This is a genomic window from Streptomyces sp. NPDC005775 (assembly GCF_042871565.1).
Lineage (GTDB): Bacteria > Actinomycetota > Actinomycetes > Streptomycetales > Streptomycetaceae > Streptomyces.
The window spans coordinates 339579-352766 of sequence record NZ_JBIAIU010000008.1 but is presented as its reverse complement, the minus strand read 5'-3'; the positions used below and the strand labels follow the sequence as shown (position 1 = coordinate 352766).

8 protein-coding genes are annotated in these 13188 nt (G+C 67.9%); 3 read left to right on the top strand and 5 right to left on the bottom strand.

Annotation, left to right across the window (positions count from 1 at the left end; genetic code table 11):
* Positions 1-22: 22 nt before the first annotated feature.
* Positions 23-2320, bottom strand: coding sequence for a DUF6049 family protein (locus ACFYPA_RS20920; protein ID WP_359312913.1), 2298 nt, complete (start codon positions 2318-2320; stop codon positions 23-25).
* Positions 2321-2501: 181 nt separating this feature from the next.
* Here ACFYPA_RS20920 and ACFYPA_RS20915 point away from each other — a divergent pair, with 181 nt between their 5' ends.
* Positions 2502-3944, top strand: a complete 1443-nt coding sequence (locus tag ACFYPA_RS20915; protein ID WP_359082593.1) for a CCA tRNA nucleotidyltransferase — start codon at positions 2502-2504, stop codon at positions 3942-3944.
* A 103-nt stretch (positions 3945-4047) separates the two neighbouring features.
* Here the strand turns inward: ACFYPA_RS20915 and ACFYPA_RS20910 are convergent, their stop codons facing one another.
* From ACFYPA_RS20910 to ACFYPA_RS20900, 3 genes are all read right to left on the bottom strand, one after another.
* A complete protein-coding gene (locus ACFYPA_RS20910; RefSeq protein ID WP_359082594.1) occupies positions 4048-5307 on the bottom strand; it encodes an MFS transporter in 1260 nt (419 codons plus the stop codon).
* 123 nt (positions 5308-5430) lie between these two features.
* Positions 5431-6513, bottom strand: a complete 1083-nt coding sequence (locus ACFYPA_RS20905; RefSeq protein ID WP_359082595.1) for an inositol-3-phosphate synthase — start codon at positions 6511-6513, stop codon at positions 5431-5433.
* Between the two features lie 61 nt (positions 6514-6574).
* Positions 6575-7279, bottom strand: a complete 705-nt coding sequence (locus ACFYPA_RS20900) for a PadR family transcriptional regulator (RefSeq protein ID WP_359082596.1) — start codon at positions 7277-7279, stop codon at positions 6575-6577.
* 401 nt (positions 7280-7680) lie between these two features.
* Here ACFYPA_RS20900 and ACFYPA_RS20895 point away from each other — a divergent pair, with 401 nt between their 5' ends.
* Positions 7681-10416 carry a transglycosylase domain-containing protein gene (locus ACFYPA_RS20895; RefSeq protein ID WP_359082597.1) on the top strand — a complete coding sequence of 912 codons (2736 nt, stop codon included), beginning with the start codon at positions 7681-7683 and terminating at the stop codon, positions 10414-10416.
* A 140-nt stretch (positions 10417-10556) separates the two neighbouring features.
* Complete coding sequence (locus ACFYPA_RS20890; protein WP_389133420.1) at positions 10557-12044, top strand: glycosyltransferase family 87 protein; 1488 nt, start codon at positions 10557-10559, stop codon at positions 12042-12044.
* A gap of 34 nt (positions 12045-12078) precedes the next feature.
* Here ACFYPA_RS20890 and ACFYPA_RS20885 read toward each other — a convergent pair whose 3' ends face one another.
* The gene (locus ACFYPA_RS20885; RefSeq protein ID WP_136330867.1) at positions 12079-13110 is read right to left on the bottom strand and encodes an alanine racemase; all 1032 of its coding nucleotides are present in this window, start codon (positions 13108-13110) and stop codon (positions 12079-12081) included.
* Positions 13111-13188: the final 78 nt, after the last annotated feature.

Here is a 13188-nt window from a genome sequence, read left to right as displayed (position 1 = left end):
GACCGGCCCCGACAGACATCGCTCAACGGTCCACTTTCTCACCCGTGCCCGACGGCTCCGTGCTTTCAGGACCGGTGTCCGGCGTCGGGTCACTCGGCTGCTCGGGTTCACTGCCGCCGTCGTCCGCCGCGCCGCCCGCGTTGGCACGCTTGCGATGTGCATACATCCGGATTCCGGCGAGGACCAGGAGCAGGAGCCCGCCGGCGATGACGAGCAGCACGGTCGGAGTGAGCTCGGACACCTTCACGGTGAAGGCCATCTCCGCTCCGTACGGCCTGCCGTCCTCCGTGTAGAGCTGCGCCGTCACCTGGACCTGACCGTTGATGTTGGCCGCGGCGTCGAACTTCACGGACTGGCTGTGGCCGGCGCCGAGCTGGATCGGCTGCTCCGCCACGGCGCCGCCGTCGTTCAGTTCAAGACGCGTCGCGTTCTCCGACCTCAGCCGGAGCACCAGGTGATCGACGTCCTGGAGCAGCCTGTTCTGCACCGTCACGGGAATCGTGGCACTGCGCCCGGACAGGGTGACATCCGACTTCGAGATGAGCTGGACCTCGTTGCTGAGGCCCTGGAGGTAGGTGCGCACCGAGTCCCGGTACTTCTGGGCCTCCAGGGGCCTGCCCCGCCATGACGTCGACATGGATCGGTTGATGGCATTGCCGAAGGGGGTCACGACCCGCTCGGGCTGGGTCAGGATGACCTGGAAGTCGTCGAGGGAGGCCTGGGTGGACTTGATGTCCTGGAAGGCCTGAGTGGGCAGCTCCTGGCTGCGCAGCTTCTTCGGGTACTGGGACGTCCGGGGGACGGTGGTGGTCGCCTCCGCGTCCGGCTTCGCGGCCGCCGCCTGCATCAGGTTCTGGGACTGCGTCCAGCGGCCGTCATCGAGAGCGTGAAGGGCTCGGGCCATCGACTGGGCCTGGGCGATGGTCGGCATGCGCTGGGGCGCCACGACGATGCTTCGGCCCTTGTCCGTGTCCTGCTGCGTCAGGGCGAGGGTGAGGGCGAGGAACTTCTGCACGGCGAGCGTGGAGTCGCCGGCCTTCGCCATGTCGCCCTGGAAGGCCGTGGAGAGCCGGGCGTCGGAGACCACCGCGGTGGTGCCGCCGCCGATGGGGCGGGCGGCGGTCGGCGTGTACGACAGACCGGCGGTCTCCTGGAGGCTGTCGCTGCGGGCGATCACGTTGTGGGCACCGGTCGAGGTGGCGACATCCACGATGGACGGGTCGATCGCACCGTCGACGGGCCAGGCGAAGTCGGTCGACGGCTTGAGGTGGAGGATGGTCTCCACCGTCATCCCGGCTACCGCGCTGGCCGTCTGAAGGTGGCTGAGCGTGCCCGACACGTTCTTGCCGCGGTGCGCGATGGAGGCCAGGTCGGGATCCCCGAAGGGCAGCGCGACGACTTTGCCGTCGGCCACGGCGGCTTCCAGTGAGCTGAGCCACTTCTTGGCCACGGCCTGGTTCGTCCCGGCGACCGTGGTGTCACCCGCCTTGACGCGATAGCTCTTGGTCATGGCGTCGACACTGGCGAGCAGATCCGGGTCGACGACCCAGGTCACGGGCAGCTGGCTGCCGAGCGACACCATCCGTTCGAGGCGGCCGCCCGGAGCGATCTCCGCGGCCAGGTCGTCGTCGGCGAACACCGGGGTCTGCTGCTCGTCGGAGCCGGTCTCCGCGGTGAGGTGTGCCGAGGCGATCAGCGGCCAGAGGTAACTGATGCCGGTCCTGGAGTCACTGTCCTCGTTCTGCCAGGGCAGGAAGGTCCGCTTGATGCCGAGCACGTGGTCGTACGGGGCGCGAGCTGTCTGGCCCGAGAGGGAGACGCCCAGCTGGTAGACACCGTCGTCGCCGAGATCCAGCTTGCTGACCGGCACGGACAGAGTGAAGTCCTGGCTGATGCCCGAAGGAAGCTTGGCGATTTTGACCGTGTACTTGCCCCCGACCGGGTACGGGTCCGCCCCCGGGGCGTACCCGGTGCGCTGAGCCGCCGTGTCGATGGAGGTCCTGCCGTAGAGCCGCGGTCCCACGCGCAGATCGACCTGGGCGTCCGTGACGGCGCTCTTGCCCTTGTTGGTCAGGGTGCCGGAGACGGTGAGCGTGTCCCCCTTCACAGGGGCGCTCGGTGTCAGGGTGTCCAGGGAGACCGCGACGGTGCTCGATTCCGCCGGAGCCTTGGTCGTTCCGCCTGCCTGGGCCTGCGGGGCGGCCACTCCGGCCAGCAGGGCGGCGACGAGCGGAGCCCCGGCAAGTGCGGTGGCTGTGCGCCGTAGCCACCGGCGGGCAGGAGAATCACTCATCCCCTGGATGTCTGCCGCCTCGGCCACGCGTATCCGTCCCTCGTCGTCATCAGCTGCTGTGCTTCGTTGTCCGTTGCTGCGTCCCCGCATGGTAACGATGTGCGCCGCGACCAAGTGCCGGGGTGTCCGCCACATGATCGGCAGAGTCTCGCAGGGCGAGCGGAAACCATGACGCCCGGGCCGGTCCGGGCACGTACCCTTTTCTGTTGTGCCGAACGCCAACGAAGACAACTCCAGCGCCCTGACCCAGGTGCAGCTCCGCGCAGTCAGCGAACGGCTGCGGGTGTCCCCGGTCGCCGACGCTCTCGCCCGCCGATTCCAGGATGCCGGATTCAGTCTCGCCCTGGTCGGCGGCTCGGTCCGGGACGCGCTCCTCGGCAGGCTGGGGAACGACCTGGACTTCACGACCGACGCGCGTCCCGAGGACGTGCTGAAGATCGTCAGGCCATGGGCGGACTCGGTGTGGGAGGTCGGAATCGCCTTCGGCACGGTCGGAGCCCAGAAGGACGGCTACCAGATCGAAGTCACCACATACCGGTCCGAGGCGTACGACAGGACCTCACGGAAGCCCGAGGTTTCCTACGGCGACTCCATCGAGGAAGACCTTGTCCGCCGCGATTTCACGGTGAACGCCATGGCGGTCGCACTGCCGCAGAAGGAGTTCATCGACCCTCACGGCGGTCTCGCGGACCTGGCGGAGCGAGTGCTGCGCACCCCCGGAACGCCTGAGGAGTCCTTCTCCGACGATCCCCTGCGCATGCTGCGGGCCGCGCGGTTTGCCGCTCAGCTGGACTTCGAGGTCGCTCCGGATGTCGTCGTCGCGATGACGGAGATGGCGGCCCGGATCGAGATCGTCTCCGCCGAGCGGGTGAGGGAGGAGCTCAACAAGCTCCTGCTCTCCGCGCACCCCCGCAAGGGGCTCGCGCTGCTCGTGGACACGGGACTGGCCGAGCAGGTCCTTCCCGAGCTTCCCGCGCTGCGGCTGGAAAGTGACGAGCATCACCGCCACAAGGACGTCTACGAGCACTCCCTGACCGTCCTGGAGCAGGCGATCGCCCTGGAGGAGGACGGTCCGGACCTCGTGCTGCGCCTCGCCGCCCTTCTCCACGACATCGGCAAGCCGCGGACTCGGCGCTTCGAGAAGGACGGGCGCGTCTCGTTCCATCACCACGAGGTGGTGGGCGCCAAGATGGTCAAGAAGCGAATGACCGAGCTCAAGTACTCCAATGACTTGGTCAAGGACGTCGCGAAGCTGGTGGAGCTGCACCTGCGCTTCCACGGGTACGGCGACGGCGAATGGACCGACTCGGCGGTCCGCCGTTATGTACGCGATGCGGGCCCCCTGCTGGAGAGGCTGCACAAGCTGACCCGCTCGGACTGCACCACGCGGAACAAGCGCAAAGCCAGTGCTCTCTCGCGGACCTACGACGGGCTGGAGGAGCGCATCGCCCAGTTGCAGGACCAGGAGGAACTGGATTCGATCCGGCCCGACCTGGACGGCAACGAGATCATGCAGATCCTGGACGTCGGACCGGGGCCGGTCATCGGCAAGGCCTACGCGTTCCTGCTTGAGCTTCGTCTGGAGAACGGGCCGATGGAGCATGACGCGGCCGTGGCCGAGCTCAAGAAGTGGTGGAAGACGCAGAGCTGAGGTCGCCTGGACCCGCTCACCCGCTGGGCTGCCGGTCATGTTTCACGTGAAACATGACCGGCAGCAGATACGCCGAGGGTGCTGTTTCACGTGAAACAGCACCTCATTCGGTCTTGCTCCACCGCCACAGCAACCCGGCCACGACGGCGTAGAGCAGAGCGACCCCGATCACCACCGTTGCCGACCTCCCGTCTGCGGGCAGGAGCAGCGCGGAAGCTGCGGCGGCGCCCACGAAGGCCACGTTGAACAGCACGTCATAGAGCGCGAAGATCCTGCCGCGGTAGGAGTCATCCACAGCGGTCTGCACCACGGTGTCAGTCGCGATCTTCGCTCCCTGCGTGACCAGTCCGAGGATGAACGCTGCGACGAGCATCGGGGCGGGCGTGAACCAGAGGCCCAGGGCCGGCTCAAGGACAGCGGCCGCCGCCGCGCACACCGTCATCCAGCGGAATCTGCCCAGACGGCCGGCGGCCCAGGGGGTCAGGACGGCGGCCACGAAGAATCCTGCACCGGACACCCCGACCGCCAGGCCGAGCAGCGCCAGCCCGTCGGAATCGTTGTCGGTCCAGGCGTAGCGGCACAGCATCAGGACCATGACCGTCAGTGCCCCGTAACAGAAGCGGATCACCGTCATGGCAGCCAGCGCCCGTGCGGCGTTCCTTCGCTCGGCCAGATGGCGCACTCCGTGGCGCAGGCCGCGTGCGGTGGTGGCGAGGGCCGTTCGGAGACGAAGGTGGCCCTCGCTCCGGTCCGGCCCCAGCAGGCCGGAAGCGAGGCTCAGGGACGCCAGTGCCGAGGCCAGGTAGAGCCCGGCGCCCAGGAGTACCACCGCCGCATCGGAGTCCGCGAGGAGCAGCCGAACGGCGAAGGCGAGGCCGCCACCCGCCGTGGCGGCGAGGGTGCCCGCGGTCGGCGAAAGGGAGTTGGCCAGCACCAGGAGGTCCCGCTCGACGACGCGTGGCAGCGCTGCGGAGAGGCCGGCCAGGACGAAGCGGTTCACCGCGGTGACACAGAGGGCGGAGGCGTAGAAGAGCCAGTCGGGGGCGGAGCCGAGGATCAGGAGTGCGGTGCAGCAGGCGAGTGCGGCGCGCAGCAGATTGCCGTAGAGGAAGATCTGGCGGCGCGGCCAGCGGTCCAGCAGTACGCCGGCGAACGGGCCGATGAGCGAGTAGGGCAGCAGCAGTACGGCCATCGCGGAGGCGATCGCACCGGCGGACGCCTGCTTCTCCGGGGAGAAGACGACATGCGCCGCGAGGGCGACCTGGTAGACGCCGTCGGCCGACTGGGACAGGATCCGCACGGCCAGCAGGCGGCGGAAGTTCCGAAGGCGCAGGAGTATGCGCAGGTCACGCACGACGGGCATGGGAGCAAGGGTCACATACGTCGAGGGTCCCCGGGCGGATTGCCCGGGGACCCTCAAGGATGCGGCTGTCGAGGAGCGTTGCCGCTCCTCATCGCACCGCGCCGACGCACCGTGTCAGGTGAGTCAGTTGGAGACCTCACCGCGGATGAACTTCTCGACGTTCTCGCGAGCCTCGTCGTCGAAGTACTGAACCGGCGGGGACTTCATGAAGTACGAGGACGCGGAGAGGATCGGGCCGCCGATGCCACGGTCCTTGGCGATCTTCGCGGCGCGGACGGCGTCGATGATGACACCGGCCGAGTTCGGGGAGTCCCAGACCTCGAGCTTGTACTCCAGGTTCAGCGGAACGTCACCGAACGCGCGACCCTCGAGGCGCACGTACGCCCACTTGCGGTCGTCCAGCCAGGCCACGTAGTCCGACGGGCCGATGTGGACGTTGTCCGCACCGAGCTCGCGGTCACGGATCTGCGAGGTGACGGCCTGCGTCTTGGAGATCTTCTTGGACTCCAGGCGCTCACGCTCGAGCATGTTCTTGAAGTCCATGTTGCCGCCGACGTTCAGCTGCATCGTGCGGTCCAGGACGACGCCGCGGTCCTCGAACAGCTTCGCCATCACGCGGTGCGTGATGGTGGCGCCGACCTGCGACTTGATGTCGTCACCGACGATCGGGACACCGGCCTCGGTGAACTTGTCAGCCCACTCCTTGGTGCCGGCGATGAAGACCGGAAGGGCGTTGACGAACGCGACCTTGGCGTCGATGGCGCACTGCGCGTAGAACTTCGCAGCGACCTCGGAGCCGACCGGCAGGTAGCAGACCAGGACGTCGACCTTGCGGTCCTTGAGGATCTGGACGATGTCGACCGGGGCCTCGGTCGACTCCTCGATGGTCTCGCGGTAGTACTTGCCCAGGCCGTCGTGCGTGTGGCCGCGCTGGACGGTGACGCCGGCGCTCGGCACGTCGCAGAGCTTGATGGTGTTGTTCTCGCTGGCGCCGATGGCGTCCGAGAGGTCGAGGCCGACCTTCTTCGCGTCGACGTCGAAGGCGGCGACGAACTCGACGTCCCGCACGTGGTACTCGCCGAACTGGACGTGCATCAGACCGGGCACCTTGCCGGCCGGATCGGCGTCCTTGTAGAACTCGACGCCCTGGACCAGCGAGGCGGCGCAGTTGCCCACGCCGACGATGGCTACGCGAACCGAACCCATTCCGGTTGCTCCCTGTGTGTAATGGATGTTCCTGATGAGGCCCCGCGGATCTGCGGGAACCTCACTTGGCGGTGTCGCCGGACGGATCCGGCGGGTTGTTACCCCGCCGGGGCAGGCCGTCCGGCTCTCCTGCGGTGTCCTGCTGAGCTGAGCCCTCGGGCGAGGATCGTCGCTGATCCCGTCCCGACCGCTCGCTCTCGATGAGCTCGTTCAGCCAGCGCACTTCGCGCTCCACGGACTCCATGCCGTGTCGCTGCAGCTCAAGTGTGTAGTCGTCGAGGCGCTCGCGGGTGCGGGCCAGAGAGGCGCTCATCTTCTCGAGACGCTCCTCCAGCCGGCTGCGACGGCCTTCCAGCACCCGCATCCGCACGTCGTGCTCCGTCTGTCCGAAGAAGGCGAAACGAGCAGCGAAGTGCTCGTCCTCCCAAGAGTCGGGGCCGGTGTGCGAGAGCAGTTCCTCGAAGTGCTCCTTACCTTCTGCCGTCAGCCGGTAGACGATCTTGGCGCGGCGCCCCGTCAGTGAAGAGGAGGGGGCGACCGCACGGCCGGCGCCGGACGGAAGGTCTGCCGGAGGATTCCCCGGCTCCTCGATCAACCAGCCGCTGGCGACCAGCGTCTTGAGGCAGGGATAGAGGGTTCCGTAGCTGAAAGCACGGAAGATCCCCAACGAGGTGTTGAGGCGCTTGCGGAGCTCGTAGCCGTGCATCGGGGACTCGCGGAGCAGTCCGAGGACGGCGAACTCGAGGATGCCTGAGCGTCTGCTCAACCTCGCCTCCTCCTTCTCCGAGTGCTCTCGCGTGGCCCTGTGCCGAGCCGATGTGCCGAGTCGATGTACCGAGCTGATGTATCGACTCGATACATCAGCACGATAGATCGGACTCGGGGCTGCGACAAGGGGGGCCTTAGTGAGCGGCGTCACATCGACGATTCATAGCAACCGACTTGCGTAATTTGGGGTGAAGTTCGGCCCCGGGAGGGTTTTGACCGTGCGTAGTCTGTGCGGCATGCAGACCACCGGGAACCGTGTGACGTCCGAGCACGTCAGTCTTCGCGGACTGACCGGATGCACTGCGGATGAGCCTTTCGCAGGGCTCGTCCGTAATTCGGGGGACCGGATCTCAACTGCCGCTTCCAGGCGCTCTCGCCTGCCCGAGGAGTAGTCGTTCGATGAGCGAGCACCGTCGCAAGATGCCGCAACCGCAAGGTGGCGGACGTGCCGCGGCCAGACGAGCCGCCCAGCAGTCCCCCGGACGCCGCGCAGCGCCGTCACGCGGAGTAACTGCTGAATCACCTTCCGGTCCGTACGAGGAAGAGACCCCGTACGGCGGGCGTGCCGAGGCCAGACGGGCCGCACAGCGCGGCGGCGGTGGCCGCGGTGGCTCCGACGGCGGCGGTGGCCGACGTCGTGGAGGCGGGGACGGCGGCCAGGAGGGCCCGGGCCGCGGGCGCGGGCGTGGCAGTCAGCGCCCGGTCAAGAAGCGCTTCATCGACTACCCGCGCGCCGGCAAGCAGGGCCTGCGGCGCTGGACGCCGTCGTGGAAGCTGGTCTCCGGGTTGTGCGTCGGTTTCCTCGGCCTCCTGATGGGGCTCGCCGGCCTCGCGTACGCGATGGTGGCCAAGCCCGAGATCCAGGCGGCCGCGAAGGCGGAGAACAACGTCTACTTCTGGAACGACGGCTCGCAGATGGTCGCCACCGGTGGTGAGACCAACCGGCAGATCATCGACTACGCCCAGATTCCCGAGGCGATGCGCAACGCCGTCATCTCCGCGGAGAACAAGACCTTCAACAGCGACCACGGCATCGACCCGATGGGCATCGCCCGGGCCGTGTTCAACATGGCCAAGGGCGGTCAGACCCAGGGTGGCTCGACGATCACCCAGCAGTACGTGAAGAACTCCCGGCTCTCCCAGGAACAGACCCTGAGCCGTAAGTTCGAGGAGCTCTTCATCACGCTGAAGGTCGGCGAGCAGGAGAGCAAGAAGACGATCATGGCCGGGTACCTCAACGTCTCGTACTACGGACGTGGGGCCTCGGGTATCCAGGCGGCGGCTCGTACGTACTACGGCAAGGATGCCAAGGAGCTGAATCCCAGCGAGTGCGCCTTCCTGGCCACCCTGCTCAAGGGGGCCAGCTACTACGACCCCGCGGGTGCCACGGAGGTCGACCCGGTGCAGGCGACTCCGGAGAAGAACACGGACCGGGCCATCAAGCGCTGGAAGTGGATCCTTGACGAGGAGGTGAAGGACGGCCGGATGAAGCAGTCGGAACGCGACAAGTACACCGAGTTCCCGATGCCCGACAAGCCGAAGAAGGACGCTCAGCTGGGCGGCCAGATCGGCTACCTCGTCGCGATGGCCAGGTCCAACTTCCTCAGCAACTACGACATCACCCGTGACCAGCTGGACCAGGGTGGCTACGAGATCCACACGACCTTCGACAAGAATAAGGTCGATCAGCTCAACAAGGCCGTCAAGAGGGTCTACGACGAGAAGATCGACCCCAAGAAGCGCCCCGACACGGACACCCACGTCCAGTTCGGCGGCTCGTCGGTCAATCCGAAGACCGGCGCCATCGAAGCCATCTACGGCGGTGTGGACGCGACGAAGCACTACACCAGCAACGCCGACCCCACCGGCGCCGCGGTCGGGTCGACCTTCAAGCCGTTCGTGCTGGCTGCGGCGATGGAGTACGGCAAGCGGGACCCCTCGGGCGGTCCCGAGCAGGACGAGTCGCAGCGTACGAAGGTCTCGCCCCTGAGCATCTACAACGGCAACAACAAGCTGAAGATCAAGAAGTACAACGGCGACGTCTGGACCGACGAGGACGGCAAGGAGTGGCTGCAGGTCAACGACGGGGACGACTCGCTGGGCCCTGTCACTCTTCGTGAAGCGATGCGGGTGTCCGCCAACTCGCCCTACGTGCAACTGGGCATGGACGTCGGCACCGACAAGGTGAAGGACGTGGCGCTCGCCGCGGGCCTGAAGGACGACCAGTACATGGCGAACGCGACCGTCCCGTCGTTCTCCATCGGCACCTCATCGCCCAGCGCGACCCGCATGGCCGGGGCGTACGCCACCTTCGCGGCCGGCGGGCAGCAGCGTGAGCCCTACTCGGTGACGGAGGTGAAGAAGCGCGGCGAGCCGGTCTACCGGCACAAGGAGGTTGCCAAGAGCGCCTTCTCCAACGTCATCGCCGACAACGTCACCGACGTCCTCAAGAACGTCGTCGACAAGGGAACCGGCACGCCCGCCAAGCTTCCCGGGCGGGACGTCGCGGGCAAGACGGGTACGACGGACGACAACCTGTCCGCCTGGTTCGTGGGCTACACCCCGCAGTTGTCGACCGCGATCAGCATGTACCGGCTGGACGACAACGAGAAGAACAAGGGCCGCAAGTTCCTGAAGATGTACGGCACGGGTAACGAGACATCGATCCACGGTGCGTCGTTCCCCGCGCAGATCTGGCACGACTACATGGCCGAGGCGCTGGAGGGCCAGGAGAAGCTCTCCTTCCCGGAGCCGGAGCCGATCGGCGAGAAGGTCTACGGCGGCGGCGCGAAGAGCAAGGCGCCCACCCCCACCCCGACTCCGACTCCGACGCCGACCAAGACGGAGACCGTCAAGCCGACGCCCACCCCCCAGGACCCGACGCCCGACCCGTCCCAGACGACCTGCGGTGCGTGGGACATGAACTGCCAGAACAACAACGGCGGCAACTCCAACGGCTGGACCGACGGGGGCGCCGACACGGGAACGACCGAGGGGACCACCGGCGAAACGGACGCCGGGGCCACTACCGGGACCACCGAAGGTGAGAGCGACGGAGGCACCAGTCCCTCACCCGACACAGGTGGCAACAACGGGCAAGGGAACGGCGACATCTTCGGTGGCCCGCCCGGGTAGCGCCCGGCAGGCTGCACATCCCGCGCGTCCGGCAGACCGGGCGGGATGAACCGAGCAGGAGCAGTACGACGAGGGCCGCGGCACCACGGGGTGCGGCGGCCCTCATCGTTTCCACACGTCGGTACGGCAGGATGTGCGGCATGCCAAGCGCAGAGGACACGAGCGTGCACCAGGAACGGTCCGTCGTACGGCCCACGCACCAGGACGAGATCGCCGCGGCCGGCAGCGAGCTGATTGGCGGGAGGTCGGGGCGCTGGGCGCGGCTCGGCAGCGCCGCGCTCACCCCCGTGGGCGCCGTCGCGCTGGTGGCCATCGGGATGTTCGCGCTCGGCATGGTGCAGAAGCTGCCCTGCTACAACTGGGCCTGGTTCAGGGGCGCCGGCTCCCAGTACACCCACGCCTGCTACTCCGACATTCCGCATCTGTACGCGGGACGCGGTTTCGCCGAGGGCCTGGTGCCATACTTCGACCGGCTGCCGGGCGACATGCAGTTCCTGGAGTACCCGGTCCTCACCGGCGTGTTCATGCAGATCGCCGCCTGGCTGACACCGGGCGGCTCCATCCAGCACCAGGAACAGGCCTACTGGCTGGTCAACGCGGGCATGCTGATGATCTGCACCGCCGTCATCGCCGTGTGTGTCGCGCGTACACACCGGCGTCGCCCCTGGGACGGTCTGCTGATGGCCCTGGCGCCCGCATTCGCCCTCACGGCGACGATCAACTGGGACCTGCTGGCCGTCGCCCTCACGGCCGCGGCGATGCTCATGTGGTCCCGCAGCCGCCCGCTCGCGTTCGGCATCCTGATCGGGCTGGCCACGGCCGCCAAGCTCTACCCCGTGTTCCTGCTGGGCCCGGCCTTCGTACTGTGCTGGCGGGCCGGGAAGTGGCGTGAGTTCTCGGTGGCGACGCTCGGAGCCGTCGGCTCCTGGCTGGTGGTCAACCTGCCGGTGATGGTCTTCGCGCCCGAGGGCTGGAAGAAGTTCTACACCTTCAGCCAGGAGCGCTCGATCGACTTCGGCTCCTTCTGGCTGGTCATCACGCAGCGCACCGGCGAATCGATCGAGGTCTCCACGGTCAACACCGTCTCCACGCTGGCGACGGTCGGGCTGTGCGCCGCGATCGGGGCGCTGACGCTGATGGCCCCGCGCAGGCCGCGGTTCGCCCAGCTCGCGTTCCTCGTCGTCGCCGTGTTCATCCTCGTCAACAAGGTCTACTCACCGCAGTACGTGCTGTGGCTGATCCCGCTCGCCGTGCTGGCCAGGCCGCGCTGGCGGGACTTCCTGATCTGGCAGGCGTGCGAGGTCATGTACTTCCTGGGGATCTGGATGTACCTCGCCTACACGACGAGCGGGGACAAGCACCAGGGGCTGCCGACGGAGGGCTATCAACTGGCGATCGTCCTGCACCTGCTGGGCACGCTGTACCTCTGCACCGTGGTCGTACGGGACATCCTGATGCCGGAGCGCGACGTGGTGCGCCGCGACGGCTCGGACGATCCGTCGGGCGGGGTGCTCGACGGCGCCGAGGACGTCTTCGTACTGGGACACGCGGCGGCGCATCCGCCGCGCCACGCCGCGTTCGCCGAGGCGGGGCCGCGGGTGGAGTGGGGCACGCCGGCCGCCGACTGAGCGACGGGCGGCCCCGGGCGCCCCGGCGAGTCCCTCAGCGGTCGACGAGCCGGTCGAACTGTGTGGTCGTGTGGCGCAGATGCGCCACCAGTTCGTCGCCCACCCGCGGCTCCTCGGCGTCCGAGGGCACGAACAGGATCGACACCTGCATGTGCGGCGGCTCGGCGAACCAGCGCTGCTTGCCGGCCCAGACGAACGGCGACAGATTGCGGTTGACGGTGGCCAGCCCCGCCCGGGCGACCCCCTTGGCACGTGGCATCACGCCGTGCAGGGCCTTCGGGGCCTCCAGGCCCACGCCGTGCGACGTACCGCCCGCGACGACGACCAGCCAGCCGTCCGACGCCGCCTTCTGCTGCCGGTAGCCGAACCGGTCGCCCTTGACGACGCGGGTGACGTCCAGCACGGCGCCCCGGTACTCCGTCGCCTCGTGGTCACCGAGCCACAGCCGGGTACCGATGCGGGCGCGGAACCGGGTCTGCGGGAACTGCTGCTGGAGCCGGCCCAGTTCCTCGGCCCGCAGATGGCTCACGAACATCGTGTGCAGCGGCAGCCGGGCCGCCCGGAGACGGTCCATCCAGGCGATGACCTCTTCGACAGCGTCCGAGCCGTCCGTGCGGTCCAGCGGGAGGTGCAGGGCGAAACCTTCGAGGCGTACGTCCTCGATGGCGGCGTGCAGCTGCCCGAGCTCCTCCTCCTTGACGCCATGGCGCTTCATCGAGCTCATGCACTCGATCACGACACGGGCGCCCACCAGGGCGTGCACGCCGTCCACGGACGAGACGGAGCGGATCACCCGGTCGGGCAGCGGCACCGGCTCCTCGCCCCGCCGGAACGGTGTGAGTACCAGCAGATCACCGCTGAACCAGTCCTTGATGCGGGCCGCTTCGTAGGTGGTGCCGACCGCGAGGATGTCGGAGCCGAAGCGGATCGCCTCGTCGGCCAGCCTCTCGTGGCCGAAGCCGTACCCGTTGCCCTTGCAGACCGGTACGAGGCCGGGGAACTGGTCGAGCACGGATTTCTGGTGCGCCCGCCAGCGCGCGGTGTCGACGTACAGGGAGAGCGCCATGGCCGGTCCGGAACCTTTCTGGTGGCTGCGGTGGTGTCAGTGGAGGAGGGCAGTGCTTCCGGGAGTCCTTCCGGAAGA

Excerpts from the sequence above, each read along its gene's own strand:
- ACFYPA_RS20885 (WP_136330867.1), bottom strand. The coding sequence starts at position 13,110 with ATGGCGCTCTCCCTGTACGTCGACACCGCGCGCTGGCGGGCGCACCAG.
- ACFYPA_RS20905 (WP_359082595.1), bottom strand. The coding sequence starts at position 6,513 with ATGGGTTCGGTTCGCGTAGCCATCGTCGGCGTGGGCAACTGCGCCGCC.
- ACFYPA_RS20895 (WP_359082597.1), top strand. The coding sequence starts at position 7,681 with ATGAGCGAGCACCGTCGCAAGATGCCGCAACCGCAAGGTGGCGGACGT.
- ACFYPA_RS20890 (WP_389133420.1), top strand. The coding sequence starts at position 10,557 with ATGCCAAGCGCAGAGGACACGAGCGTGCACCAGGAACGGTCCGTCGTA.
- ACFYPA_RS20910 (WP_359082594.1), bottom strand. The coding sequence starts at position 5,307 with ATGCCCGTCGTGCGTGACCTGCGCATACTCCTGCGCCTTCGGAACTTC.